Genomic DNA, 23,780 nt, shown 5'->3' with positions numbered 1-23,780 from the left:
ATTGAATTTATTTAGTATTTTTTTTTAGATAAAAATCTTTTGGAGTCATTATAATAATGATACTTATTATTAATGGTACTAACGCAAGGGTTGATATTGTTGATAGTTTATGATTATAAATGTAATTTTCTAAAGTAATAGATATTAATGGAAATAATATAAATACAATTGATGACTTAAATGTAGAAATTCTTTTTTGTAAAGTAAAATAACACATTACACCAAAAACCCCTCCAATTATTCCTAAATAAAATACAGCTAATATTGAATTAATGGAAAAATTTGTTATTATTGGATGTTCAATAATCCATCCTATTAATAGTAATATAATACCAGAACATAGTGTTGGTATAGTATTGAATGTTATAATTGATATATGGGAGTATTTTTTTTTACTTTCTACATATAATATTGCATGTAGAATAATTGATATTATGATTAATATGAATCCTTGCCAATGAATATTTGTATTTATTTTTGATTCTGTAAATAATATTATTGATAAAGATGTTATTGCTATTATTAATCCTAAAATTTGTTTTTTATTTGTTTTTTCTTTTATTAATATTTTAGATGCAATTAATATTGCAATTGGCATATTTGCGAAAATTATTGATGCTAATCCTGAATTTATATATTTTTGGCTATATATCATTAATGTAAAAGGTATAATAAAATAAAATATAGTTATTATTATTTGGAAATATTTTTTTCCTACAGGAAATAATAAAGGTTTTTTTATTAATTTTGCCATTATTATTAAAATTGGGGCTGTTATTATGAAACGTATTCCTGTAGCGAAAATTGGAGGTATTGTTTTTATTACAATTTTCATTACAATCCAGGTAGTTCCCCAGGTAAGTGTTACTGTACTGAATAATATAAATGTTATTATTTTGTACATATTTACTCCAATTATTATTATAAAATTTAAAAATATTCTTTTATTTATTTTATATTTTAAAAATATCTTTGATTATATTTTTAAAATAATTATATTATTATTTAGTTAATATTTTAAAAGTATACAATTTTTATATGTTTTATTTTTATAATTTTAAAAATAATTTTGTAATTTGGAGAATATGTGAAAATATTTAATAAAATTCATTATCATAAGAAAAATTTATATGAGATAGCTAAAAAAATTTTACAAGTATCTAATAAAAAATTATGTGATGTTAATATCATCCTTAGTAAGGATATTGGGATAAAAGTACTTACTCGTCATGGTATAATGAATAATATTGAATTTTATGATAGTTCTAATTTTGTTATTACTATATTTTTAAATAATCGTAAAGGAATAATTAGTTTTAATAATATAGAGTTAAAAAATATTTGTAATATTATTGATAAAGTTATTTTAATGACCAATCATCTTAGTTATGATCCATTTGTTGGAGTACCAGATTTGGATCTTTTAGCTCATAATTATTTGGATTTAGATTTATTTCATTTATGGGAATTTAATATATCTGAAGCAATTGGATTGGCTTCTTTGGCTGAAATGACTGCATTAAATTTTGATTCAAGAATTGTTAGTACAGAAGGAGGAGAGTTTATATCTAATGTGAATATTAAATTATTTGCTAATAATTATGATATTTTTAATTTTTGTATTAGTAGTAGTTATTATTTATCTTGTTGTGTTGTTGCTAAATCCAAAAATGAAATGGAAAGGGATTATTTTTATACTGTCAGTAGAAAAATTAGTGATTTAGATAAACCAGAATATATTGGTAAAAATTGTGCCTTACGTGTTTTAAAACGTTTAAATCCGCTTAAATTAATAACTGGTACTTATCCAATTATTTTTTTATCTGATATTTCTAATCATTTATTCAAATATTTAGTAATTGCTATTAGTGGACATAATGTTTATCGTAAATCCACTTGTTTATATAGATATTTAAATAAGGAAATATTTCCTACTTGGTTAAATATAAATGAACGTCCTCATATTTTACGTGGTTTATTTTCTTCTTATTTTGATAGTGAAGGAGTTAGGACTGTTGATCATATTATTGTTTTAAATGGTGTATTAAAGAAATGGTTGTTGACTAGTTATTCAGGTCGGCAATTAGGTTTTAAAAGTACAGGACATTATGATGGTATACATAATTGGTTTGTATCTCATAGTGATATAAGTTTAAAAAGTCTTTTATGTAAAGTTGATAATTGTATTTTGGTTACGGAATTAATAGGTCAGGGTGTTAATATAGTTACTGGTGATTATTCTAAAGGAGCTTTTGGATTTTGGGTTAATAAAGGTGTTATTGAATATCCTATTAATGAGATCACTATTTCTGGAAATTTAAAAGATATGTGGAAGAATATATTATACTTAAGTAATGATATTGATAAACGTAGTAATATTCAATGTGGTTCTATATTATTATCTGATATGCAAGTATCTGGTTTATAATTTTTTCTTTTAAATAGTATTTTTTTTATAAAGTTAACCTATAAGCCGGGTTCTGTTTTTGACAATCATTTATCTAAGTAATTAATTGCTTAATTACTTTAGCGGTTTACCTAAGTTTAATATATACAGGACCATATCATTTTAAACTTTATTTTAACCTTGCTCCAAGTGGAGTTTGTATTGCTGAAAATTGTTACCAATTTCACGGTGTGCTCTTACCACTCCTTTTCACCCTTGCTAAATATAAAATTAGCGGTTTATTTCTGTTACACTTTTCGTAGACTCGCATCTCCCAGATGTTATCTGGCACTTTTGTCCTGTGGAGCCCGGACTTTCCTCTTTTTAAATAATTAATATTTTATAAATTTTAAAATTATTTAATCAGCGATTGTCTGGTTAACTTTATAGTCATTTTTTTCAATATTTTTTAATAATGAAATTATATAATTTATTTTTTTTAATTTTATGTATTTTAGCTGTTATTTCAATTGCTTTTTTTATTGATATAGTATCTTTTAAAATTTTAAATGTTTTTATTATTTTATCAGATATATCATCTTTTTTTTCTTTATACCCATCAATTACTAAAACTATTTCACCTTTTTTTTTTATTTTTTTATTTTCGAATAAATATAATAGGTTAATTGTTGTTGTTTTATGAATTATTTCCCAGATTTTTGTCATTTCTTTTGCTAATAATATATTTCTGTTTTCACCAAATATTTTTATTATTGTTTTTAAACTTTTTATTATTCTATGTTTTGATTCATAGAAGATTATTATTTTTTTTTCTTTTTTTAAAGATTTCAATAATGTTTCTTTAGATTTTTTTTTTTTTGGTAAGAAACCTTCATAACAAAATTTATTGAATGACATTCCTGATGCACTGAGAGCAGTTATTGCAGCACATGGGCCAGGTAATGGTATTATTTTTATATTTGATAAATGACATGCATGTATTAATTTATATCCTGGATCATTTATTGTCGGTGTTCCAGCACTTGAAAGTAATGCTACATTTTTACCAGTTTTAATTAATTTTATTATTTTTTTTACTTTATTATGTTCATAATCATTATTAAATTTTAAAATTGTTTTTTTTATTTTAAAGTGATTTATTAATATTTTTGTGTGTTTTATATTTTCTGCTAAAATTATGTCTATTTTTTTTAGAATATTTATTGCTCTATATGTTATATCTTTTAGATTTCCTATAGGAGTTGGAACTATATATAATTTGTTTTTTTTTAATATTTTCATTTCTTATGTTATGATTAATTTTTAATATTTATATTATATTTAGTTTATTTTTTTGATTTTTTTTAAAAATATATTTTTCTTAATATGTTATTTTATGATAAATAGATTACTTGTTAATATATTTACATATTTTAAATTATTTTAATTTTATAGATATGTAATAATATATGTTTGTTTTCTAAATTATAATAAAATAAAAACAATTATTTTTTATTTTTGAATAGATATTTACACATTTCTTCTGTTAATATTTCACGATCTTTTTTTTTATTCATATTTAGTTTATTTTCATTTATTAATATAGTTTGTTTTTTTATCCATTGCTCCCATGCTTGTTGTGATATATTTTTATATATTAATTTTCCGATTTTACCTGGGTAAAGTTGTATTTTTTGTTTTTTAGCTTTTTTTTTTAAAAATGTGCAAAATATTTTATTATTCATATTTATTATTATTTTTTATTAGTTTTGTATAATTTGTATTTATATTTTTTAATTTTATATTATATTCCAAATTTTAGGTATTATTTCTTCACCTAGTTTGTTTATAGCATATATGAGTATTATTATACTTGTTATAGAAAAGTCAATATTAGATATTACTGGAATTATTTTTCTTGTTTTTTTTAAAATTGGTTCGGTTAATTGTATTATTATGTAATAGGTTGGATTCATTTCTTTTGTTATCATATTCATTAATGATCTTGCAATTAAAATCCAAAATATTAAATATCCAATTGATTTTATTAATGATATTAATATAATTATTATTAATAAAATAATTGTTATTTTTAAATTTTTTATTGATATTGATATATAACATTTAATTATTGTTAATATAATTAATGTTAATATAAATATATTATCTAAAATTTTTTTTTTTGAAATATATATTTCTGTTTTTTTTTTAATTTGTTGTGTTAATTTAATGATAATTTGTGAATATGGATTATATATATCACAATTAAATTTTTGCATCCATAATCTTAATATTATTATTATTATATAAAAATTTATAAAAGAGTTTAATGTTTCTGTAATATTTAACATAAATTCCTATTTATATTTTGTATTAATTAAAATATTATTTTTATTATTTTTTATAAAATATTTATTGTTAGTTTTATCTATTTTTATGTTTAAATTTATTTTTATTATTTTTTAACCAACTTTCTAATATTAGTACTGCAGAATATGAATCTATATTTATTTTTTTTAAATTTTTATGTTCTAAATTGTTTAAAATATTAATTTTTGCTTCTATTGTTGTCAATCTTTCATCATGTAGTTCTACTGGTATATTTAAAATATTTCTTAAATTATTTGCGAATTTTTTTGTTTTTTTTGTAAAAATTTGTTCTGTATTATTCATATTTAATGGTAATCCTAAAATAATTAAATTTGGTTCCCATTCTTTTTTTAATTTTTTAATTTTTATCCAATCTGGCATATTATTTTTTATTTTTATTAAATTTAATGGTTCTGCTGTTTTTGTTATAGTTTGTCCCACTGCTACTCCAATTTTTTTTGTTCCGAAATCGAAGGCTAATAATTTCATTTTTATTCTCAATAGATATTATTTTATTAATAATCATTGTTTTTACATAGATTATTTTTTATGAATATTATAATTATACTATTAATATTTTTATTATTTTATATTTTAAAAATATGTTTTTTTTTGTTATGTTAAATTTTGATTAATTTTATTGATTTTATTGTAATAATAAATAAAATTATTTTATTTTATACATTTATTGTAATTTAATTAAATAATTAATTTTTTTATTTTAAATCTCCGAATATTAGTTGTATTGTTGTAATTGCTACAATTGCTGCAGTTTCAGTTCTTAATATTCTAGGTCCTAATGAAATATTAATGAATTTATAATTATTTAACATTTTTATTTCTTCTATTAATAAACCTTTTTCTGATCCTATTAAGATTTTAAATTTTTTTTTAGGTTTTTTAATCTTATTTATTTTGTTTTTTGTTTTATGATAAAAATTTATTTTAATTATATTTTTTTCTTTTTTTTTTATCCATTCTTCTAATTTTATAGGTTTTTTTATTTTAGGTAAAATATTTCTTCCACATTGTTGACATGCTGATATTATAATTTTTTTCCATTTATTTATTTTATTTTTTATTTTATATTTATTTATTTTTATTAGGTTTTTTTTTGAAAATAAAGGGGTTATAGTGTTTATTCCTAATTCTACAGATTTTTGTATTATCCATTTCATTTTTTTATCAGTTGATATTATTTGTCCAAGATGTATATTTAGTGGTGATTCATATTTTTTTTTTATTTGTTTTATTAATTTTAATTGTAATTTATTTTTATCAATAGAAATTATATTTCCTAAATAAATTTGATTGTGTTTATTAAATATTTTTATTTTACTTCCTAGTTTTAAACGTAGTACTTTTATTATATATTTTTTATTATTTTTATTTAGAGTTATTATTTTTTTTAGTTTTAATTTTTTTTTTTTATAAATAGTAGGAATATACATAAGTTATATAATATTATATTAAATATTTTTTTAAGTGTTTTTTATAAAATTATATTTTTCCATTTCTTTTTCTATTAAAAGAATTATTATGTGTATAATTTTTATGTGTATTTCTTGAATTCTATCTGAATATTTTTTATATGGTACTTGTATTTCTATATTTGATATTTTTGATATTATTCCGTTGTTTTTACCAGTTAATGCTATTGTTTTCATTCCTTTTGAATTTGCCATTTTTATTGCTTTTATAATATTCTCAGATTTACCACTTGTAGATATACATAATAATATATCATCATTTTTACCAATTGCTTCGATATATCTAGAAAATATTTTATCATACCCTAAATCATTTCCAGTACATGTAATGTGTCCACCATCTGTTATTGTTAGAGCAGGATATGGAGATCTGTATTTTCTATATATTCCAGTTAATTCTTCTGAGAAATGCATGGCATCACAATATGATCCGCCATTGCCACATGATATAATTTTTTTGTTTTTTTTAAATGCATTAGCAATTAAAATAGCTATTTTTTGTATAATTTTTATATTATTTTTATTTATTTTAAATTTTTTTATTAATTTTTCCGCTGAATTCAATTCTGATATTATTAAATTTTTATACATTTTATTTCCTTTTTTTAATTTAATGTTTGTTATCAATTTTTTTTATTTAATGTGTAATATCTATATATATAAATTATTTGTATACTTGAAATCAAATTATTTATAGTTTGTATTGTTATTAAATTTATTGATTTTGAAAAAAATATTATTTTTGTACTTAAAATAAATATTATAATTTTAATAATAAAAATTAATGAAATACCAAAAGTTATTATTTTTATATTTTTATTAGCAAGTAATATACTTTGTTTGATGGAATTTATTATTTTTTTTTTTTCTATAATTAGTATTATTTGTGATAGAGATAAAATAGAAGAAATTATTATTCCTGGAACTATAAATATAATCATTCCTATTTCTGTGATTATATTAATTATTGTTGTTAATATTAATGATTTTGGAAAATCATTTAATATTTTACATATTAATTTTTGAATATTATTTTTTTTGTTCTTTAGGATATTGTTTATTATATTTATTAAGCTTACATTTAAAAATGTATTTCCAATTAAATGAGAACATGTTAATACTATACATAATTGTATGAATGTTTTTTTTTCTTCTTTTGTCATTTTTAATATTAATTCTATTAAATTTTGTTTTATATTAAATATTTCATATTGATTAATTAAATTTTGTAAGAATTCTATTCTTGTTATTAAAGTGTTATTTATTATAATAGTTATAAATGCGGCAATAATAGAAATTAGTAATATTTTTATAAATTGTTTTTTATAAAAAAAGATTGTATTTTTAGATATTTTTTTAATGTTTATATTCATTTAATTTGTTCCATAATTAATTTTATATTTTAAACTTTATAAATATATTTTTTATTTTAAAAATATTTTAGTATTTCTTTATTTTATGATAGTATCATCTGTTATTTATGTAAATTTTATTTATTTAAAATTATTTAAAATTTATTTTTGATTTATGAAATTTTACATTTTAATAAACTTGTTTTTTTTTTATTTTCAATATATTTAAAGTTTTAAATTATATTTTTATTAAAATTTATTTATTTTAGCATTGATATTATTATTTATTTTTTAATATTATAAAATAATTTAATAAATTAGGGATTATTAAATGGCGACTATTAATCAATTGGTACGTAATTCTAGGATTCGTAAATTTTATAAAAGTAATGTTTCAGCTTTACGTTCTTGTCCGCATAAACGTGGTGTATGTATTAGAGTATATACAACTACTCCTAAAAAGCCTAATTCAGCATTGCGTAAAGTATGTCGTGTTAGATTGACTAATGGTTTAGAAGTAACATCATATATCGGGGGTGAGGGCCATAATTTACAAGAACATTCAATGGTTTTAATTAGAGGTGGTAGAGTTAAAGATTTACCTGGGGTTAGATATCATGTTGTTCGTGGAGCTTTGGATTGTGATGGTGTTAAAAATCGCAAGAATTCTCGTTCAAAATATGGTGTAAAGATTAAGAAATAATTTTTTTATATTTAGGAGGTAATTTTATTTTATGTCGCGTAGACGTGTTATTGGACAACGTGATGTTTTACCTGATCCAAAATTTGGATCTATTTTGTTATCTAAATTTATTAATATATTAATGGTTGATGGTAAAAAATCTCTTGCTGAATCTATTATTTATATAGTGCTTAATATTTTATCTAAACGATTAAATAAAAAGGAGTTAGATATATTTGACGTTGCTATCGAAAATGTTCGTCCTATGATTGAGGTAAAATCTAGAAGAGTTGGTGGTTCAACGTATCAGGTTCCTGTTGAAATACGTTTATTGCGTAGTAATATGTTAGCTATGCGTTGGATAATTTCTTCTGCTAGAAATAGTAATGGAAAATCTATGATCATACGATTAGTAAATGAATTATGTGATGCTTATGAAAATAAAGGTAATTCAATTAAGAAAAAGGAAGAAATTCATAGAATGGCTGAAGCTAATAAAGCTTTTGCACATTATCGTTGGTGATTTTATATATATTTAGGTGTTTAAAATGTCTCGTTCTGTATCTATATCACAATATCGAAATATTGGTATCAGCGCTCATATAGATGCTGGTAAAACTACTACAACCGAAAGAATTTTGTTTTATACTGGAGTTAATCATAAAATTGGCGAAGTTCATGATGGTGCTGCTACAATGGATTGGATGGAACAAGAACAGGAACGTGGAATTACTATAACTTCTGCTGCAACTACAGCATTTTGGTCTGGTATGAAAAATCAATTTAAATCTCATCGTATTAATATAATTGATACACCTGGTCATGTTGATTTTACCGTTGAGGTAGAACGGTCCATGCGAGTATTAGATGGTGTTGTAATGTTATATTGTGCTGTTGGAGGTGTTCAACCTCAATCTGAAACTGTCTGGCGTCAAGCAAATAAATATAAGGTTCCTAGAATTGCATTTATAAATAAGATGGATAGATTAGGTGCTGATTTTTTTAAGGTTGTTGATCAAATTAAATGTAAATTAGGAGCTAATGTTATTCCTATACAATTAGCTATTGGTAATGAAGAAAAATTTATTGGGATAATTGATCTTGTAAAAATGAAAGCTATTTATTGGAATGATGTTGATCAAGGTTTAACTTTTATTTATAATGATATTCCTTTTGAAATGTTAGATATTTCTAATGTGTGGAGACAAAAATTAATTGAAATAGCTGTTGAATCTGACGATCATTTGATAAATAAATATTTTAATAATGAGATATTATCAGAATATGAAATACAATTCGCTTTAAGAAAAAAAGTATTAGATAATGAAGTGGTTTTATTAACGTGTGGATCTTCTTTTAAAAATAAAGGAGTTCAGTCTTTACTTGATGCTATAATTGATTATTTACCATCACCATTAGATGTTCCTTCTATCAAGGGTATTACTCATATTAATAATGATACAGTAATTAATCGTAGTACTAGTGATAAAGAAAAATTTTCGGCTTTGGCTTTTAAAATTGCCAATGATCCTTTTGTTGGAAATTTGACTTTTTTTAGAGTATATTCTGGTGTTGTTAGAGCTGGTGATATTATTTATAATCCCAGAAAATCTAAAAAAGAAAGATTAGGTCGTATAGTTCAAATGCATGCTAATAAACGTGAAGAAATAAAAGAGGTTAGAGCTGGAGATATAGCTGCTGCTATAGGGTTAAAGGATGTTATTACTGGTGATACTTTATGTTCTGTAGAAGAACCAATTATTTTAGAACGTATGGAATTTCCTGACCCCGTTATTTCTATTGCCATTGAACCTAAAACTAAATCTGATCAAGAAAAAATGGGATTAGTTTTAAGTCGTTTATCTAAAGAAGATCCATCATTTAGAGTAAATATTGATAAAGAATCTAATCAGACCATTATTTCTGGAATGGGTGAATTACATTTAGAGATTCTAATAGATAGAATGAAAAGGGAATATTTTATTGATGTTGATGTTGGTAAACCTCGTGTTGCTTATCGTGAAACAATTTGTTCTCTTGTGAAAAATATAGAAGGAAAATATATTAGACAATCAGGTGGTAGAGGTCAGTATGGTCATGTTGTAATAGATTTAATACCATTAAGATCTTTTAATATAAGTTATAAGTTTACAAATGATATTAAAGGTGGTATTATTCCCAGTGAATATATTTCTTCTATAGATAAAAGTATTCGAGAACAGTTAAAAGCTGGTCCATTAGCTGGATACCCTGTAGTTAATGTTGAGGTACGGTTACATTTTGGATCTTATCATAATGTTGATTCCTCTGAATATGCTTTTAAGTTAGCTGCATCTATTGCATTTAAAGAAGCTTTTAAGCGTGCCAATCCTATAATATTAGAACCTATAATGAATGTTGAAATAGAAACTCCTAATGAATATATGGGAGATGTTATTGGTGATTTGAATCGTAGAAGGGGTATTATTGGTAATATGATTGATATAATAAATGGTAAAGTTATTAATGCTGAAGTACCCTTGTCTGAAATGTTTGGTTATGCTACTGATTTACGTTCCAATACACAAGGTAGAGCTTTTTATAGTATGGAATTTTTAAAGTATGTTGAAGCACCTGATTATGTATCTAAAAATATAATAGAAATGCATTTTAAATAATAGATTTTTAAAATTTTTTACATTTTAAATAAATACATTAAGGAATTTTATTGTGTCTAAAGAAAAATTTAAGCGTTTAAAACCTCATTTAAATGTAGGTACAATTGGTCATGTTGATCATGGAAAAACAACTCTTACAGCAGCAATAACTACTGTTTTATCTAAAAAGTATGGTGGTACAGCTAGGGCATTTGAACAGATAGACAATGCTCCTGAAGAGAAAGCTCGTGGTATTACTATTAATACTTCTCATGTTGAATATGATACATCTATTAGGCATTATGCACATGTAGATTGCCCTGGTCATGCTGATTATATTAAAAATATGGTTACTGGAGCAGCTCAAATGGATGGAGCAATATTAGTTGTTTCCGCGATTGATGGTCCTATGCCGCAAACGCGTGAACATATCCTTTTAGGAAGACAAGTTGGTGTACCTTATATCGTAGTTTTTTTAAATAAATGTGATATGGTTGATGATGATGAATTATTAGAATTAGTTGAGATGGAAGTGAGAGATTTATTATCTAAATATAATTTTCCTGGTGATACGACACCTATTATTAGAGGATCAGCAATTAAGGCTTTAAATGGTGATTTTGTTTGGGAAAGTAAAATTTTAGATTTAGCTGATTGTTTAGATTCATATATTCCTGAACCCAAGAGATTAATAGATCAGCCCTTTTTATTACCAATAGAAGATGTATTTTCTATATCTGGACGTGGCACAGTTGTTACTGGTAGAGTAGAACAAGGGGTTGTTAGTGTTGGTGAAGAAATAGAAATAGTTGGAATTAAACCAACAGTTAAAACTATTTGTACTGGTGTTGAAATGTTTCGTAAGTTATTGGATGAAGCTAGAGCTGGAGAAAATGTTGGTATTTTATTAAGAGGTACAAAACGTGATGATATCGAGCGTGGTCAGGTGTTATCTAAACCTAATAGTATTAAGCCATATATGAAATTTGAATCAGAGATGTATGTTTTATCTAAAGAAGAAGGTGGAAGACATACTCCTTTTTTTAATGGTTATCGTCCACAGTTTTATTTTCGTACTACAGATGTTACTGGTTCTATTGAATTACCATCAGGAGTAGAAATGATTATGCCCGGAGATAATACTAAAATGTTTGTTACATTAATTCATCCTATTGCTATGTCCAGTGGTTTACGTTTTGCTATTCGTGAAGGAGGTCGTACAGTTGGTGCTGGTATTGTTTCTAAGATTATTTCTTAAATAAAATAATTTTTTTATGTATTTTTATTTTTATATGTTAAATAAATTATTTTTGTTCATATGATGTTTTTCTTGACTAATAATTTTCTTTAGGTTATTTTGTTTCATAAAATATTATTGGAGTTTTGTATCTATGCAAAAGCAAAGGATACGTATTCGTTTAAAAGCTTTTGATCATCGCTTGATTGATCAATCCACTATAGAGATAGTGGAAACTGCTAAACGTACAGGTGCTCAGGTAAAAGGACCTATACCTTTACCTACGCGTAAAGAAAGATTTACTATATTAGTATCCCCTCATGTTAATAAAGATGCACGAGATCAATATGAGATATGTACACATAAACGGTTAGTAGATATTGTTAAACCCACTGAAAAGACTGTAGATGCTCTTATGAAATTAGATTTAGCTGCAGGTGTAGATGTGCAAATTAGTTTAGGATAATTAAATTTTATATTTTAAGGATTTTAAAAATAAATGTTAGGCTTGATTTGTAAAAAAATAGGTATTACTAGAATTTTTGCTATGAATAATTTGTTTATTCCTGTATCAATTTTAAAGATCGAGAATAATCGTATAGTTCAAATTAAAAATATTCATATAGATGGTTATGATGCAGTACAGGTATCTTATGGTAAGAAAAAAAATAATCGTATTTTAAGATCTGAAATAGGTCATTATGCTAAATCTAATGTCAATGTTGGTATTGGATTATTTGAATTTCGTGTCTCTAACATTAATAATTATTATTTAGGTCAAGTTATTAATTTAGATTTATTTTTAAATTTAAAGATAGTTGATGTTATTGGAATATCTAAGGGAAAAGGGTTTTCTGGAACTGTAAAGAGATGGAATTTTAAAACTCAAGATGCTACTCACGGTAATTCATTATCTCATCGTGCGCCTGGATCTATTGGCCAAAATCAAACTCCTGGTAGAGTATTTAAGGGTAAAAAAATGTCTGGTAGATTAGGTAATGAACGTGTTACAATTCAAAATTTAAAAATATTTAGCATTGATTCTAAGAATGATTTGCTTTTGATTAATGGAATATTACCAGGTAAAAATGGAGGAAATTTAATTGTTAAACCATCGATAAAAGGATATAGTAAAAATGGAATTATTAACAAAAGATAGTCTTGAATCTGTTGTATTATCTAAAAATATATTTAATAAACCCTTCAAAGAAAATTTGATACATCAAGTTATTGTTTCCTTTCAAGCTATGCATCGTCAGGGTAGTAAATCACAAAAATCTAGAGCTGAAGTTAAAGGTTCAAATAAAAAACCATGGCGTCAAAAAGGTACTGGTCGTGCTCGTGCTGGATCTGTAAAAAGTCCTATATGGAGGTCTGGTGGTGTTACTTTCGCATCTAAGCCTAAAAAATACGTAAAAAAAATAAATAAAAAAATGTATAAGGAAGCTTTACGTAGTATTTTTTCTAAATTATTTTATCAAAATCGTTTAGTTTTACTAAAAGATTTTAGTATTAATAGTTGTAAGACTTTTTTATTAGTTAAAAAGTTAAAAGATATGTTAATTAAATCAGTATTGATAATACTTTCTAATTATGATAAAAATTTGTTTTTAGCTTCTCGTAATCTTCACATGGTAAGTGTATGTACCACAAGAAATATAAATCCTGTTAATCTTATTTTTTTTAAAAATATTATTTTGACAATTGATTCGTTAAAAAAAATTGAGGAATATTTATTATGAATTATATTGTTAGATCTTTAAAAATTATAATATCTCAACATATATCTGAAAAGTCCTCTTTTATGTTGGAAAAAAATAATATTTTTATTTTTAAGGTTTTGAAAAATGCTAATAAATTAGAGATAAAATATGCTTTAGAAAAAATTTTTGATATTAAAGTAAAAAGTGTATACACACTTATTTTAAAAGGTAAAAAAAAAAGACATGGTAAATATATAGGTAAACGAAATGGTTATAAAAAAGCTTATGTTACTTTAAAAAAAGGACAAAAGTTAGATTTTATAAATATAAATAAGTAAACATATATTTTGGATAAATAATGACAGTTATAAAATATAAGCCAATAACTCCAGGTAAACGTCATGCTGTTAAGATTGTCAATTTTAATTTATATAAAGGTAGGCCATATTATAAATTATTATTTAAAAAAACTAAAACAGGTGGTCGTAATAATTTAGGTAGAATTACTGTACGTCATATAGGTGGTGGTCATAAAAGATTATATCGTAAAATAGATTTTAAAAGGAATAAATTTAATATTTTAGGAAAGGTTGTAAGATTTGAATATGATCCGAATAGATCTTCTATAATAGCATTGATTTTATATAGTGATGGTGAACGTCGTTATATTTTAGCACCTAAGGGTTTACAAATAGGTGATAAAATTTTATCAGGATTAAGGGTTCCTATACAAATAGGTAATTCTTTACCATTAAATAATATTCCTATAGGAAGTAATATTCATAATATTGAATCAAGGCCTGGAAAAGGTGGTCAATATGTTAGGTCAGCTGGTAGTAGTGCACAATTAATTTCAAGAGATAATAAGTATGTCACTGTAAGATTACGATCTAGTGAAATTCGTAAATTTTTTATTAATTGTTATGCTACACTTGGAGAAGTAGGTAATTCTGAACATATGCTTTGTTTTTTTGGTAAGGCTGGTGTTTCTAGACTTAAAGGTATTAGACCTACTGTTAGAGGTACGGCTATGAATCCTATTGATCATCCTCATGGAGGTGGTGAAGGTCGTAATTTTGGTAAACATCCTGTTTCACCATGGGGTTTGCAAACTAAAGGAAAAAAAACCAGACATAATAAAAGAACTGATAAGTACATTATTCGTGGACGTGTAAAATAAGGAGATATATTAATGCCTCGTTCTATTAGAAAAGGTCCTTTTATAGATTATCATTTATTAAAAAAAGTGAAAAATGCTGTTAGAGATAAAGATAAAAAACTTTTAAAAACTTGGTCAAGAAGGTCTATTATATTACCCAATATGATTGGGTTAACTATCTCTGTACATAATGGACGTTATCACATACCCATATATATTACTGATGAAATGGTGGGTCATAAATTAGGTGAATTTTCTCCTACACGTACTTATCGTGGACATATATTGGAAAAAAATATTAACAAAAGTAAGGTTTAATTGGATTATAAATAAATGGAAGCAATAGCTAAACATCGTTATGTTAAAATATCAGCTCAAAAGGCAAGATTAGTAATTGATCTAATACGTGGTAAAAAGGTTATTAAAGCATTAGATATTTTATTTTTTACTAATAATAAAGCTTCACGTATTATAAAAAAAATATTAATTAGTGCTTGTTCCAATGCTAGAGTTATTAATAGCATTGATATTAGTAAATTATTTATTTATAGATCTTTTGTTGATGAAGGATCAAGAATTAAACGTACAATGCCTCGTGCAAGAGGTAGAGCGGATAAAATTTTAAAACGTACTAGTCATATTACTATTATTGTTTCTGATTATTAAATATATAAAATTATAAGGATAAAAAATGGGTCAAAAAGTTCATCCTAATGGTATGCGATTAGGTATAATAAAAGAATGGAATTCTACTTGGTTTGCTAATACCAAGGAATTTTCAATTAATTTAAATAATGATTTTAAAGTTCGTCAATTTTTGAAGAAAGAATTAGTAAAAGCATATGTTTCTCGTATAGTTATTGAAAGATTAGCAAAAAATATTCGTGTTACTATTTATACTGCTAGACCGGGTATAATTATAGGTAAGAAAGGTGAGGATGTTAATAAATTACGTAGTATGATTTCTAAAATTACAGGTGTTCCTACACAAGTAAATATATCTGAGGTTAGAAAACCTGAGTTAGATGCTAAATTAGTTGCAGATAATATTAGTGTACAATTAGAACGTCGTGCTATGTTTCGTAGAGTAATAAAACGTTCAGTTCAAAATGCTATGCGATTAGGTGCTTATGGGATTAAAATAGAGGTAAGTGGTCGTTTAGGAGGTGTGGAAATTGCACGTACTGAATGGCATAAAGAAGGACGTGTTCCTTTACATACTTTACGTGCTGATATTGATTATAGTTTTACAGAAGCTCTTACGACATATGGTATTATTGGTATAAAAGTTTGGATTTTTAAAGGAGAAATTTTTAATTCTGTGAATTCATCTGAAATACGTAATAAATCATTTGTTAGGCCTAAAAATAATATTCGTACAGATCTTAAGTAATATGGAAAATAAAAATGTTACAACCTAAACGTACAAAATATAGAAAAATGCAAAGAGGACGTAATAAAGGTTTTAAAATAAATAGTATAATTAATTTTGGTAATTTTGCTATAAAAGCTGTGACTAGTGGTTGTATAACTTCAAGACAAATTGAAGCTACTAGACGTGTAATTAGTAGATCTGTGAAACGTCAGGGTAGAATATGGATTTGTATATTTCCTGATAGACCATTTACTAAAAAACCTTTAGAGGTACGAATGGGAAAAGGAAAAGGTAATGTTGAATATTGGGGTTGTTATGTACAACCAGGTAAAATTTTATATGAAATAGCTGATGTTAGTGAAGATTTAGCTCATAGTGCTTTTAGATCAGCATCCTCTAAATTGCCTGTTAAAGTTATTTTTATTAAAAAAGGATATTCTAATGAAGTCACCTGTATTATATAATAAAAATATTAACAAATTGAATTATGAATTATTAAGTTTATACAAAAAACAATTTAATTTACGTATGCAAGTTTATTCTGGAAAATTAAATAAAACACATTTATTAAAAGAGAATCGTCGTAATATAGCTCGTGTAAAGACTATTATTAATAAAGGATAATTTTTTAATATGAAACGTAAAATTAAATTATTAAGATGTAAAGTAATTAGTAATAAAATGAATAAATCAATTGTTGTTTGTGTAGAAAGATTAGTAAAACATCCTTTATATGGTAAATTTTTAAAAAGAACTACAAAATTACATGTACATGATGAAAATAATGAATGTATGGTTGGTGATATAGTTAATATTTATGAATGTAAGCCTATATCGAAAACTAAATCTTGGTGTTTATTTAAAAAAGTTTAATATTAAATAATATATATTTATTATGTTTTTTTTTTTAATTCTATGTTATAGTTATTTACTATACTATTTTTTGGATTTTTTATGATTCAGGAACAAAGTTTATTAAATGTAGCTGATAATTCTGGTGCTCGTTTAGTATTATGTATAAAGGTATTTGGTGGAACACATCGTCGCTATGCTAATATAGGAGATATAATAAAAATTAGTGTTAAGGAAATATCTTCTAATTCTAAAGTAAAAAAAGGAGAGGTACTTAAAGCTGTTATTGTGCGTACGAAAAAAGGAATACGTAGATATGATGGTTCGTTGATTAGATTTGATAGTAATGCTTGTGTTGTACTAAATAATAGTGATCAACTTATAGGTACTAGGATTTTTGGTCCAGTTACTCGTGAGTTACGTAATGATAAATTTATGAAGATTGTTTCATTGGCTCCTGATGTTTATTAATAAGGATTATTTTTATAATGTCATTAAAGATAAAATGTAATGATGTTGTTATTGTTACAGTTGGTAAAGATAAAGGTAAAAAAGGAAAAGTTAAGAGTATTTATTCTTCTAAAAAAGTTATAGTTGAAGGAATTAATATTGTTAAAAAACATCAGAAATCTAATTCTAAATTAAATAATTCTGTTTCTGGGATAGTAGAAAAAGAATCACCTATATCAATATCTAATGTAGCTTATTTTAGTTTTAAACATAATCGTTCTGATCGAATAGGATTTAAGTTTATTAATGGTAAAAAATATCGTTTTTTGAAATCTACAGGGGAAATTATTAAGTAATTTTAATTTTTAAAAGAGATGTGTAATTTATATAAATTTTTTCGTACAGATGCAATTTTGATATTAATGAAGAAATTTAAATATACTTCTGTTATGCAAGTACCTATAATTAAAAAAATTGTATTAAATATGGGTGTAGGAGAAGCTGTATCTAATAAAAAGATAATCATTAATGCAATTAAAAATTTAACTGATATTACAGGTCAAAAACCTCTTGTCATAAAAGCGAAAAAATCTATTGCACAATTCAAGATTCGTCAGGGTTTGCCTATTGGTTGTAAAGTTACTTTAAGACGTAAAAAAATGTGGGATTTTTTATATAAATTAATATCTATATCTATACCTCGTATTCGTGATTTTAGAGGTTTTTCTATTAAATCTTTTGATGGTAGAGGTAATTATAATATAGGTATACATGAACAAATTATATTTCCTGAAATTGATTATGATAAAATAGATGAAATTAGAGGTTTGGACATAAATATAATTACTACTGCTAATCAAGATAATGAAGCACGTTTTTTATTAGAATTATTTAATTTTCCTTTTAGAAAATAAGGATTATTTTATGGCAAAGCAATCAATGATAGCACGAGAAAAAAAAAGAATTAAATTAGTAAATAAATTTTTTAGGAAGCGAAATAAATTAAAATATATTGTATCTAATATATACTCTTCACAAGAAGAAAAATGGAATGCAATGTTAAAATTACAGATGTTACCTCGTGATTCTAGTAAATCTAGAATACGTAATCGTTGCAATCAAACTGGTAGACCTCATGCTTATTTAAGAAAATTTGGTTTAAGTCGTATGAAAGTTAGAGAATCTGCTATGAGAGGTGATATTCCAGGTTTAAAAAAAGCTAGTTGGTAGAGTTTTATAAGGGTTAATATTAATTATGAGTTTACATGATCCTATTTCAGATATGTTAGTTTCTATTAATAATGGTCAAAAATCAAATAAAACTTTAATATTTGTTCCTAATTCAAATATTAAAAGGAATATTCTTTTAGTTTTAAAGAATGAAGGATATATAATAGATTTTGAACCAAACGGTTATTTTATTAAAATTTTTCTTAAATATTTTAATAATAAATCTGTTATTGAATATATTAAACGTGTTAGTTCACCAGGTTTACGTGTGTATAAACCTAGTAATCAATTGCCTAAAGTTCTTTCTGGTCTAGGTATTGCTATAGTATCTACGTCTCAAGGTATTATGACCGATAAAGATGCTCGTAAAAGAAGAATTGGAGGTGAAATAATATGTTATATTGCTTGATGAGGTGAGGTTTAGATGTCTCGTATTGCAAAAGCTGTTGTAATTGTACCAGATATTCTTAAAGTTACTTTAAGTGATTTTTTTTTGATTATAGAAGGTGATAAAGGTAAGTTATTATTTAAAATTAATAAATTTGTTAATGTTAATTTTTTAAATAATATTTTTAGTTTTTCTCCTAAAGTAAATAGCAAACATGCTTGGGCTTGTGCTGGTACTGTTAGATCAATAGTAAATTCTATGGTTATTGGTTTAACTAAAGGATTTATTAGGAGATTACAATTAGTAGGTGTTGGGTATAAAGCATATTTGGAAAATAATTATCTTAATATGTTTTTGGGATATTCTCATCCTATAAAATATTTGGTTCCACAGAATATATCTATTGAATGTCCATCTTCTACTGATATACTTTTAAAAAGTATAGATAAACAATTAATTGGTCAGGTTTCTGCTATTATTCGTTCTTATAAGAAGCCCGAAGTATATAAAGGTAAGGGTATTAGGTATTTTAATGAAACTATATTAATGAAAGAAGCCAAAAAAAGTAAGTAGAAATTTTATGAATAAAAAAAAATCTAGATTAATAAGAGCCAGTAGAATACGACATAAATTTAAAAAAGGTAACGTTTTTCGTTTAGTTATTCATAGAAGTTATCGTCATATTTATGCTCAGATTATTTCTTCTGATAATTGTAATGTTTTAGCATCAGCATCTACTGTTGAAAATGAGATATTTAAATTAATTAAATATAGTGGTAACATAAGTGCAGCAATTATAGTTGGAAGAAAAATTGCAGAGCGTTCTTTAAATAAGGGTATAATTAAAGTATCTTTTGATCGTTCTGGATTTAAATATCATGGTCGTATTAAAGCTTTGGCTGATGCTGCAAGAGAATTTGGTCTTAAGTTTTAAGATGAGGATGTTTTATGTCACAAATTGATAGACAATTAACAGAATTACAGGAAAAATTAATAGCAGTTAATAGAGTATCTAAAACAGTTAAGGGTGGTCGTGTATTTTCATTTACTGCATTAACTGTAATTGGAAATGGTAATGGTAAAGTTGGTTTTGGTTATGGTAAAGCACGTGAAGTACCGTTAGCTATTCAAAAATCTATGGATAAAGCACGTAAGAATATGATAACAATTATATTAAAAGATTATACTTTACAACATGAAATAAAAGGAGTACATACTGGCTCTCATGTGTTTATGAAACCTGCTTCTAAAGGAACAGGTATTATAGCTGGTGGGGCTATGAGGTCGGTTTTAGAAGTTGCTGGTGTTCATAATGTATTAGCAAAAGCTTATGGTTCTACTAATCCAATAAATATGGTAAGAGCTACTATTAATGCATTAATGAGTATGAAATATCCTTCTATCATTGCTGCTAAAAGAGGTAAAATGATAGACGATTTATTGATTTGATTAGGAAAAAAAATTATATGTCAAATAAAATAACAATATTACAAAAACGTAGTTTAATTGGTGTTATAAAAAAACATAAACTAATTATTTTAGGTTTAGGTTTAAGAGGTATAGGTCATATTGTAAAACGTGTTAATAATTTATCAATTTTAGGTATGATTAAAAAAATTTCATATTTGGTTGAAATTTTAAGGTAGATTTATAATGTATTTAAATAATTTTCATGTTTATCATGGTGTTAATAATTCAATAAAGAGAGTAGGTAGAGGGATTGGATCTGGTTGGGGTAAGACATGTGGTAGGGGGCATAAAGGTCAAAAATCTCGTAGTGGTGGTAAAATACGTAGAGGTTTTGAGGGTGGTCAGACTCCTTTTTATCGAAGATTACCAAAATTTGGGTTCCGATCTCGTAAATCTTTATATAGAGTGGAAGTTAGATTATCAGAGTTAAATAAAGTAAAAACTAGTTTTATAGATCTTAGAGTTTTAAAAAGAGATAATATAGTTTCTTGTAATACAAAGTATGTTAAAATTATATTATCAGGAAAAATTTTATCTGCTGTTGTATTGAATTCTTTACCTGTAACTAAAGGTGCTAAAAAAGCTATTGAATTAATAGGCGGTAAAGTTAAATTTTAATTTATTTTTATTTTAATGGATTAGTTTCTAATGATTAAAAAATTATCATCTAATACTAAAGGTGTTAAGAGTTCTTTTTATGAGTTAAAGAGTAAATTATTATTTGTTATTATTTCTTTGATTGTTTTTCGTATTGGTTCTTTTATACCAATTCCTGGTATTGATGCATCTGTTATAAGTAAGCTTTTAGAAAAGCAATCTGGTACAATTATTGATATGTTTAATATGTTTTCTGGTGGTGCATTAAGTAGAGCTTCTATATTTGCATTAGGTATAATGCCGTACATATCAGCATCTATTATTATTCAATTATTATCTATCATTTTACCATATTTATCAGATTTAAAAAAAGAAGGTGAATTAGGTAGATGTAAAATAAATCAGTATATTCGTTATACTACTTTTATATTGTCTATATTTCAATCAATTGGTGTTATTGTAGGTATATCTAGTATTCCTAGTATGCAAAAATTAATTATTAATACTAATTTTATTTTTTATTTTGTATCTGTAACTAGTTTAGTAACAGGTACTATTTTTCTTATGTGGTTAGGAGAAATGATAAGTGAAAAAGGAATAGGAAATGGTATTTCTATTATAATTTTTACAGGAATTGTTTCTGGATTACCATTATCTATTAAAAATACTATAGAACAGTTTAGGCAGGGTGGTATTAGTATTATTTCTTTTCTTTTAATATTATTATTAATATTTTTTATTACATATTTTGTTATTTTTATTGAACATGGGCAACGTCGTATTTTAGTTCATTATGCTAAGAGACAGCAAGGTCGACGTATGTATGTATCACAAAGTACTCATTTACCTTTAAAAATAAATATGTCAGGCGTAATACCTGCTATTTTTGCATCTAGTGTTATAATTTTTCCAGTTACTTTAATTTCTTGGTTTGGTGAAATAGCTCATTTACATTGGTTAATATCTTTATCTTATCTTTTACAACCTGGTAAACCTATTTATATTTTTTTATATGTTATTTCTATAATATTTTTTTGTTTTTTTTATACTTCATTGATATTTAATCCGCGTGATACTTCTGATACTTTAAAAAAATCCGGTGCTTTTATACCTGGTATTAGACCTGGAGAACAAACTGCTAAGTATATTAATAAAATTATGGTTAGATTAACTTTATTTGGTTCATTTTATATTACTTTTATTTGTCTTATTCCTGATTTTATGCGTTTTATTATGAATGTGCCATTTTATTTTGGTGGTACATCTTTATTAATTGTTGTTGTTGTTATAATAGAATTTATATCTCAAATTCAAACTATGTTAATGTCTACTCAGTATGAATCTGCTTTAAAAAAAGCTAATTTAAGGCATTATAATAATTGAATATCATAGTATTTTGAATTATATATTAGGGTTTTGAAATGAAGGTTCGTACTTCAGTTAAAAAATTTTGTAAAAATTGTAGAATTATTCGTCGTCATGGTGTTGTTCGTGTGTACTGTAAATTACATCCGAAACATAAACAAAGACAAGGTTGATTTTTTTTATTAATTTTTTCAATAATTTATGATTATAAAATGTATATTTTACAATGAGGTGTTTAGTGGTTCGTATAGTGGGTATTAATATACCAGATAATAAATCTGTAATTGTTGGTTTAGAAATGATTTATGGAATAGGAAAATCTAGATCTAAGAAAATATGTACAAAAATTGGAATTTTAAGTGATACTAAGATATTTAATTTATCTAATAATCAAATGGAATCTTTGAGGAAAGAAGTTTCTAGATACTTGGTTGAAGGTGATTTACGTCGTGAAGTAAATTTAAATATTAAACGTTTAATTGATTTAGGTTGTTATCGTGGATTACGTCATCGACATAATTTACCTGTACATGGTCAGAGGACTAGAACAAACGCTCGTACTTGTAAAGGCCCTCGTAAATTAATTAAGAAAAAATAATTTAGGAATTAAATAATGGTAAAATCAAGAATTAAGATTCATAAAAAAATAAAAAAACAAATAACTGATGGTATAGCTCATATCCATGCTTCTTTTAATAATACTGTAGTTACTATCACTGATAGACATGGTAATACATTGGGTTGGGCTACAGCTGGTGGTTCTGGTTTTCGGGGTTCACGTAAATCAACTCCTTTTGCTGCACAGGTTGCTGCGGAAAAATGTGCTGAATTTGTAAAAGATTATGGAGTTAAGAATTTAGAGATTATGGTTAAAGGACCTGGCCCTGGAAGAGAATCTACAATTAGAGCTTTAAATTCTGCTGGATTTAATATTACAAATATAACTGATGTTACTCCTATACCTCATAATGGTTGTCGTTCTCCAAAGAGAAGACGAGTATAATTTAATTATAAGTTAGGTTAAAGATAAAGGTAATA

Annotated in this window: 38 protein-coding genes and 1 other RNA gene; 30 read left to right on the top strand and 9 right to left on the bottom strand. The window is 24.6% G+C overall.

What is annotated here, in order from left to right; all coding sequences use genetic code 11:
• Positions 1 to 7: 7 nt before the first annotated feature.
• Positions 8 to 904, bottom strand: a complete 897-nt coding sequence (locus C9I82_RS01160; RefSeq protein ID WP_115956029.1) for a DMT family transporter — start codon at positions 902 to 904, stop codon at positions 8 to 10.
• Positions 905 to 1,087: 183 nt separating this feature from the next.
• Here C9I82_RS01160 and pmbA point away from each other — a divergent pair, with 183 nt between their 5' ends.
• The gene (pmbA, locus tag C9I82_RS01155) at positions 1,088 to 2,428 is read left to right on the top strand and encodes a metalloprotease PmbA (RefSeq protein WP_115956028.1); all 1,341 of its coding nucleotides are present in this window, start codon (positions 1,088 to 1,090) and stop codon (positions 2,426 to 2,428) included.
• Between the two features lie 25 nt (positions 2,429 to 2,453).
• Here pmbA and rnpB read toward each other — a convergent pair.
• The 8 genes from rnpB to C9I82_RS01115 all read right to left on the bottom strand — a co-directional run bounded on the left by rnpB (position 2,454) and on the right by C9I82_RS01115 (position 7,619).
• Positions 2,454 to 2,832: RNase P RNA component class A (gene rnpB, locus C9I82_RS01150), an RNA gene on the bottom strand.
• 13 nt (positions 2,833 to 2,845) lie between these two features.
• A complete protein-coding gene (rsmI, locus tag C9I82_RS01145) occupies positions 2,846 to 3,688 on the bottom strand; it encodes a 16S rRNA (cytidine(1402)-2'-O)-methyltransferase (protein ID WP_115956027.1) in 843 nt (280 codons plus the stop codon).
• Between the two features lie 203 nt (positions 3,689 to 3,891).
• The gene (locus C9I82_RS01140; protein ID WP_115956026.1) at positions 3,892 to 4,131 is read right to left on the bottom strand and encodes an oxidative damage protection protein; all 240 of its coding nucleotides are present in this window, start codon (positions 4,129 to 4,131) and stop codon (positions 3,892 to 3,894) included.
• A gap of 54 nt (positions 4,132 to 4,185) precedes the next feature.
• Entirely contained in the window at positions 4,186 to 4,737 is a 552-nt protein-coding gene (locus C9I82_RS01135) for a YggT family protein (RefSeq protein WP_115956025.1), read from the bottom strand.
• A gap of 73 nt (positions 4,738 to 4,810) precedes the next feature.
• A complete protein-coding gene (gene ruvX / locus C9I82_RS01130; RefSeq protein WP_115956024.1) occupies positions 4,811 to 5,245 on the bottom strand; it encodes a Holliday junction resolvase RuvX in 435 nt (144 codons plus the stop codon).
• Positions 5,246 to 5,472: 227 nt separating this feature from the next.
• Complete coding sequence (locus C9I82_RS01125) at positions 5,473 to 6,207, bottom strand: 16S rRNA (uracil(1498)-N(3))-methyltransferase (protein ID WP_115956023.1); 735 nt, start codon at positions 6,205 to 6,207, stop codon at positions 5,473 to 5,475.
• A gap of 30 nt (positions 6,208 to 6,237) precedes the next feature.
• Positions 6,238 to 6,837 carry a D-sedoheptulose 7-phosphate isomerase gene (lpcA, locus tag C9I82_RS01120; RefSeq protein ID WP_115956247.1) on the bottom strand — a complete coding sequence of 200 codons (600 nt, stop codon included), beginning with the start codon at positions 6,835 to 6,837 and terminating at the stop codon, positions 6,238 to 6,240.
• A 32-nt stretch (positions 6,838 to 6,869) separates the two neighbouring features.
• Positions 6,870 to 7,619: a YciC family protein gene (locus tag C9I82_RS01115; RefSeq protein ID WP_115956022.1), complete on the bottom strand. Its 750-nt coding sequence runs from the start codon at positions 7,617 to 7,619 to the stop codon at positions 6,870 to 6,872.
• 310 nt (positions 7,620 to 7,929) lie between these two features.
• Here C9I82_RS01115 and rpsL point away from each other — a divergent pair, with 310 nt between their 5' ends.
• The 29 genes from rpsL (at position 7,930) to rpsK (ending at position 23,745) form a co-directional block, all read left to right on the top strand.
• Positions 7,930 to 8,301: a 30S ribosomal protein S12 gene (gene rpsL, locus C9I82_RS01110; protein WP_115956021.1), complete on the top strand. Its 372-nt coding sequence runs from the start codon at positions 7,930 to 7,932 to the stop codon at positions 8,299 to 8,301.
• A 31-nt stretch (positions 8,302 to 8,332) separates the two neighbouring features.
• On the top strand, positions 8,333 to 8,803 hold the full coding sequence (gene rpsG / locus C9I82_RS01105; RefSeq protein WP_115956020.1) for a 30S ribosomal protein S7: 471 nt from the start codon (positions 8,333 to 8,335) through the stop codon (positions 8,801 to 8,803).
• 25 nt (positions 8,804 to 8,828) lie between these two features.
• Positions 8,829 to 10,937 carry an elongation factor G gene (fusA, locus tag C9I82_RS01100; RefSeq protein ID WP_115956019.1) on the top strand — a complete coding sequence of 703 codons (2,109 nt, stop codon included), beginning with the start codon at positions 8,829 to 8,831 and terminating at the stop codon, positions 10,935 to 10,937.
• A 52-nt stretch (positions 10,938 to 10,989) separates the two neighbouring features.
• Complete coding sequence (tuf, locus tag C9I82_RS01095) at positions 10,990 to 12,174, top strand: elongation factor Tu (protein WP_115956018.1); 1,185 nt, start codon at positions 10,990 to 10,992, stop codon at positions 12,172 to 12,174.
• Between the two features lie 133 nt (positions 12,175 to 12,307).
• On the top strand, positions 12,308 to 12,619 hold the full coding sequence (gene rpsJ, locus C9I82_RS01090; RefSeq protein WP_115956017.1) for a 30S ribosomal protein S10: 312 nt from the start codon (positions 12,308 to 12,310) through the stop codon (positions 12,617 to 12,619).
• Positions 12,620 to 12,652: 33 nt separating this feature from the next.
• Positions 12,653 to 13,312, top strand: coding sequence for a 50S ribosomal protein L3 (gene rplC, locus C9I82_RS01085; RefSeq protein WP_115956016.1), 660 nt, complete (start codon positions 12,653 to 12,655; stop codon positions 13,310 to 13,312).
• Complete coding sequence (gene rplD / locus C9I82_RS01080; protein ID WP_115956015.1) at positions 13,290 to 13,895, top strand: 50S ribosomal protein L4; 606 nt, start codon at positions 13,290 to 13,292, stop codon at positions 13,893 to 13,895. The genes rplC and rplD overlap by 23 nt, the downstream gene beginning before the upstream one ends.
• A complete protein-coding gene (gene rplW / locus C9I82_RS01075; RefSeq protein ID WP_115956014.1) occupies positions 13,892 to 14,194 on the top strand; it encodes a 50S ribosomal protein L23 in 303 nt (100 codons plus the stop codon). Before rplD ends, rplW begins: the two co-directional genes overlap by 4 nt.
• 20 nt (positions 14,195 to 14,214) lie before the next feature.
• Complete coding sequence (gene rplB / locus C9I82_RS01070) at positions 14,215 to 15,036, top strand: 50S ribosomal protein L2 (RefSeq protein ID WP_115956013.1); 822 nt, start codon at positions 14,215 to 14,217, stop codon at positions 15,034 to 15,036.
• Between the two features lie 12 nt (positions 15,037 to 15,048).
• Entirely contained in the window at positions 15,049 to 15,333 is a 285-nt protein-coding gene (rpsS, locus tag C9I82_RS01065; protein ID WP_115956012.1) for a 30S ribosomal protein S19, read from the top strand.
• Positions 15,334 to 15,348: 15 nt separating this feature from the next.
• Complete coding sequence (rplV, locus tag C9I82_RS01060) at positions 15,349 to 15,681, top strand: 50S ribosomal protein L22 (RefSeq protein ID WP_115956011.1); 333 nt, start codon at positions 15,349 to 15,351, stop codon at positions 15,679 to 15,681.
• A gap of 25 nt (positions 15,682 to 15,706) precedes the next feature.
• Entirely contained in the window at positions 15,707 to 16,408 is a 702-nt protein-coding gene (gene rpsC, locus C9I82_RS01055; protein WP_115956010.1) for a 30S ribosomal protein S3, read from the top strand.
• A gap of 14 nt (positions 16,409 to 16,422) precedes the next feature.
• Entirely contained in the window at positions 16,423 to 16,854 is a 432-nt protein-coding gene (gene rplP / locus C9I82_RS01050) for a 50S ribosomal protein L16 (RefSeq protein ID WP_115956009.1), read from the top strand.
• Entirely contained in the window at positions 16,832 to 17,014 is a 183-nt protein-coding gene (gene rpmC, locus C9I82_RS01045) for a 50S ribosomal protein L29 (RefSeq protein WP_115956008.1), read from the top strand. The genes rplP and rpmC overlap by 23 nt, the downstream gene beginning before the upstream one ends.
• A 9-nt stretch (positions 17,015 to 17,023) precedes the next feature.
• Entirely contained in the window at positions 17,024 to 17,263 is a 240-nt protein-coding gene (gene rpsQ / locus C9I82_RS01040) for a 30S ribosomal protein S17 (protein ID WP_115956007.1), read from the top strand.
• 81 nt (positions 17,264 to 17,344) lie between these two features.
• The gene (gene rplN / locus C9I82_RS01035) at positions 17,345 to 17,713 is read left to right on the top strand and encodes a 50S ribosomal protein L14 (RefSeq protein ID WP_115956006.1); all 369 of its coding nucleotides are present in this window, start codon (positions 17,345 to 17,347) and stop codon (positions 17,711 to 17,713) included.
• A 17-nt stretch (positions 17,714 to 17,730) separates the two neighbouring features.
• Positions 17,731 to 18,048, top strand: a complete 318-nt coding sequence (gene rplX, locus C9I82_RS01030; RefSeq protein ID WP_115956005.1) for a 50S ribosomal protein L24 — start codon at positions 17,731 to 17,733, stop codon at positions 18,046 to 18,048.
• A gap of 18 nt (positions 18,049 to 18,066) precedes the next feature.
• Entirely contained in the window at positions 18,067 to 18,606 is a 540-nt protein-coding gene (rplE, locus tag C9I82_RS01025) for a 50S ribosomal protein L5 (RefSeq protein WP_115956004.1), read from the top strand.
• 10 nt (positions 18,607 to 18,616) lie between these two features.
• Positions 18,617 to 18,922 carry a 30S ribosomal protein S14 gene (gene rpsN, locus C9I82_RS01020; protein ID WP_115956003.1) on the top strand — a complete coding sequence of 102 codons (306 nt, stop codon included), beginning with the start codon at positions 18,617 to 18,619 and terminating at the stop codon, positions 18,920 to 18,922.
• Between the two features lie 25 nt (positions 18,923 to 18,947).
• Positions 18,948 to 19,331 (top strand): 30S ribosomal protein S8, encoded by a 384-nt coding sequence (rpsH, locus tag C9I82_RS01015; RefSeq protein ID WP_115956002.1) that lies wholly within the window; start codon positions 18,948 to 18,950, stop codon positions 19,329 to 19,331.
• A gap of 15 nt (positions 19,332 to 19,346) precedes the next feature.
• A complete protein-coding gene (gene rplF / locus C9I82_RS01010; RefSeq protein WP_115956001.1) occupies positions 19,347 to 19,883 on the top strand; it encodes a 50S ribosomal protein L6 in 537 nt (178 codons plus the stop codon).
• Between the two features lie 7 nt (positions 19,884 to 19,890).
• Entirely contained in the window at positions 19,891 to 20,244 is a 354-nt protein-coding gene (gene rplR, locus C9I82_RS01005) for a 50S ribosomal protein L18 (RefSeq protein ID WP_115956000.1), read from the top strand.
• 14 nt (positions 20,245 to 20,258) lie between these two features.
• Entirely contained in the window at positions 20,259 to 20,759 is a 501-nt protein-coding gene (gene rpsE / locus C9I82_RS01000) for a 30S ribosomal protein S5 (RefSeq protein WP_115955999.1), read from the top strand.
• A 17-nt stretch (positions 20,760 to 20,776) separates the two neighbouring features.
• Positions 20,777 to 20,956: a 50S ribosomal protein L30 gene (gene rpmD / locus C9I82_RS00995; RefSeq protein WP_115955998.1), complete on the top strand. Its 180-nt coding sequence runs from the start codon at positions 20,777 to 20,779 to the stop codon at positions 20,954 to 20,956.
• Positions 20,957 to 20,963: 7 nt separating this feature from the next.
• Entirely contained in the window at positions 20,964 to 21,398 is a 435-nt protein-coding gene (gene rplO, locus C9I82_RS00990) for a 50S ribosomal protein L15 (protein WP_115955997.1), read from the top strand.
• Positions 21,399 to 21,428: 30 nt separating this feature from the next.
• Positions 21,429 to 22,760 carry a preprotein translocase subunit SecY gene (gene secY / locus C9I82_RS00985; RefSeq protein ID WP_115955996.1) on the top strand — a complete coding sequence of 444 codons (1,332 nt, stop codon included), beginning with the start codon at positions 21,429 to 21,431 and terminating at the stop codon, positions 22,758 to 22,760.
• A 38-nt stretch (positions 22,761 to 22,798) separates the two neighbouring features.
• The gene (rpmJ, locus tag C9I82_RS00980; protein ID WP_115955995.1) at positions 22,799 to 22,915 is read left to right on the top strand and encodes a 50S ribosomal protein L36; all 117 of its coding nucleotides are present in this window, start codon (positions 22,799 to 22,801) and stop codon (positions 22,913 to 22,915) included.
• 65 nt (positions 22,916 to 22,980) lie between these two features.
• Complete coding sequence (gene rpsM, locus C9I82_RS00975; RefSeq protein WP_115955994.1) at positions 22,981 to 23,340, top strand: 30S ribosomal protein S13; 360 nt, start codon at positions 22,981 to 22,983, stop codon at positions 23,338 to 23,340.
• 15 nt (positions 23,341 to 23,355) lie between these two features.
• Positions 23,356 to 23,745, top strand: a complete 390-nt coding sequence (gene rpsK / locus C9I82_RS00970; protein ID WP_115955993.1) for a 30S ribosomal protein S11 — start codon at positions 23,356 to 23,358, stop codon at positions 23,743 to 23,745.
• The last annotated feature ends 35 nt before the right edge of the window (positions 23,746 to 23,780 follow it).

The organism is Candidatus Purcelliella pentastirinorum, assembly GCF_003391335.1.
In the GTDB taxonomy this organism is placed as follows: domain Bacteria; phylum Pseudomonadota; class Gammaproteobacteria; order Enterobacterales; family Enterobacteriaceae; genus Purcelliella; species Purcelliella pentastirinorum.
Note: the sequence above shows the minus strand (reverse complement) of the source record. Positions and strands in the feature narration are given on the sequence as shown.

Bases quoted from the DNA above. Each gene is read 5' to 3' on its own strand.
- rplV (WP_115956011.1), top strand. From the start codon at position 15,349: ATGGAAGCAATAGCTAAACATCGTTATGTTAAAATATCAGCTCAAAAG.
- fusA (WP_115956019.1), top strand. From the start codon at position 8,829: ATGTCTCGTTCTGTATCTATATCACAATATCGAAATATTGGTATCAGC.
- C9I82_RS01135 (WP_115956025.1), bottom strand. From the start codon at position 4,737: ATGTTAAATATTACAGAAACATTAAACTCTTTTATAAATTTTTATATA.
- C9I82_RS01115 (WP_115956022.1), bottom strand. From the start codon at position 7,619: ATGAATATAAACATTAAAAAAATATCTAAAAATACAATCTTTTTTTAT.
- rplN (WP_115956006.1), top strand. From the start codon at position 17,345: ATGATTCAGGAACAAAGTTTATTAAATGTAGCTGATAATTCTGGTGCT.
- rpsK (WP_115955993.1), top strand. From the start codon at position 23,356: ATGGTAAAATCAAGAATTAAGATTCATAAAAAAATAAAAAAACAAATA.
- ruvX (WP_115956024.1), bottom strand. From the start codon at position 5,245: ATGAAATTATTAGCCTTCGATTTCGGAACAAAAAAAATTGGAGTAGCA.
- rpsS (WP_115956012.1), top strand. From the start codon at position 15,049: ATGCCTCGTTCTATTAGAAAAGGTCCTTTTATAGATTATCATTTATTA.
- rplX (WP_115956005.1), top strand. From the start codon at position 17,731: ATGTCATTAAAGATAAAATGTAATGATGTTGTTATTGTTACAGTTGGT.
- rplP (WP_115956009.1), top strand. From the start codon at position 16,423: ATGTTACAACCTAAACGTACAAAATATAGAAAAATGCAAAGAGGACGT.
- rplD (WP_115956015.1), top strand. From the start codon at position 13,290: ATGGAATTATTAACAAAAGATAGTCTTGAATCTGTTGTATTATCTAAA.
- C9I82_RS01125 (WP_115956023.1), bottom strand. From the start codon at position 6,207: ATGTATATTCCTACTATTTATAAAAAAAAAAAATTAAAACTAAAAAAA.
- rpmD (WP_115955998.1), top strand. From the start codon at position 20,777: ATGTCAAATAAAATAACAATATTACAAAAACGTAGTTTAATTGGTGTT.
- rplF (WP_115956001.1), top strand. From the start codon at position 19,347: ATGTCTCGTATTGCAAAAGCTGTTGTAATTGTACCAGATATTCTTAAA.
- rpsQ (WP_115956007.1), top strand. From the start codon at position 17,024: ATGAAACGTAAAATTAAATTATTAAGATGTAAAGTAATTAGTAATAAA.
- secY (WP_115955996.1), top strand. From the start codon at position 21,429: ATGATTAAAAAATTATCATCTAATACTAAAGGTGTTAAGAGTTCTTTT.
- rpsG (WP_115956020.1), top strand. From the start codon at position 8,333: ATGTCGCGTAGACGTGTTATTGGACAACGTGATGTTTTACCTGATCCA.
- rpsE (WP_115955999.1), top strand. From the start codon at position 20,259: ATGTCACAAATTGATAGACAATTAACAGAATTACAGGAAAAATTAATA.
- rpmC (WP_115956008.1), top strand. From the start codon at position 16,832: ATGAAGTCACCTGTATTATATAATAAAAATATTAACAAATTGAATTAT.
- rpsC (WP_115956010.1), top strand. From the start codon at position 15,707: ATGGGTCAAAAAGTTCATCCTAATGGTATGCGATTAGGTATAATAAAA.
- rpmJ (WP_115955995.1), top strand. From the start codon at position 22,799: ATGAAGGTTCGTACTTCAGTTAAAAAATTTTGTAAAAATTGTAGAATT.
- rplR (WP_115956000.1), top strand. From the start codon at position 19,891: ATGAATAAAAAAAAATCTAGATTAATAAGAGCCAGTAGAATACGACAT.
- rplC (WP_115956016.1), top strand. From the start codon at position 12,653: ATGTTAGGCTTGATTTGTAAAAAAATAGGTATTACTAGAATTTTTGCT.
- rpsH (WP_115956002.1), top strand. From the start codon at position 18,948: ATGAGTTTACATGATCCTATTTCAGATATGTTAGTTTCTATTAATAAT.
- rpsN (WP_115956003.1), top strand. From the start codon at position 18,617: ATGGCAAAGCAATCAATGATAGCACGAGAAAAAAAAAGAATTAAATTA.
- rpsL (WP_115956021.1), top strand. From the start codon at position 7,930: ATGGCGACTATTAATCAATTGGTACGTAATTCTAGGATTCGTAAATTT.
- rpsJ (WP_115956017.1), top strand. From the start codon at position 12,308: ATGCAAAAGCAAAGGATACGTATTCGTTTAAAAGCTTTTGATCATCGC.
- rplW (WP_115956014.1), top strand. From the start codon at position 13,892: ATGAATTATATTGTTAGATCTTTAAAAATTATAATATCTCAACATATA.
- rplE (WP_115956004.1), top strand. From the start codon at position 18,067: ATGTGTAATTTATATAAATTTTTTCGTACAGATGCAATTTTGATATTA.
- C9I82_RS01140 (WP_115956026.1), bottom strand. From the start codon at position 4,131: ATGAATAATAAAATATTTTGCACATTTTTAAAAAAAAAAGCTAAAAAA.
- rsmI (WP_115956027.1), bottom strand. From the start codon at position 3,688: ATGAAAATATTAAAAAAAAACAAATTATATATAGTTCCAACTCCTATA.
- C9I82_RS01160 (WP_115956029.1), bottom strand. From the start codon at position 904: ATGTACAAAATAATAACATTTATATTATTCAGTACAGTAACACTTACC.
- rplO (WP_115955997.1), top strand. From the start codon at position 20,964: ATGTATTTAAATAATTTTCATGTTTATCATGGTGTTAATAATTCAATA.
- rplB (WP_115956013.1), top strand. From the start codon at position 14,215: ATGACAGTTATAAAATATAAGCCAATAACTCCAGGTAAACGTCATGCT.
- lpcA (WP_115956247.1), bottom strand. From the start codon at position 6,837: ATGTATAAAAATTTAATAATATCAGAATTGAATTCAGCGGAAAAATTA.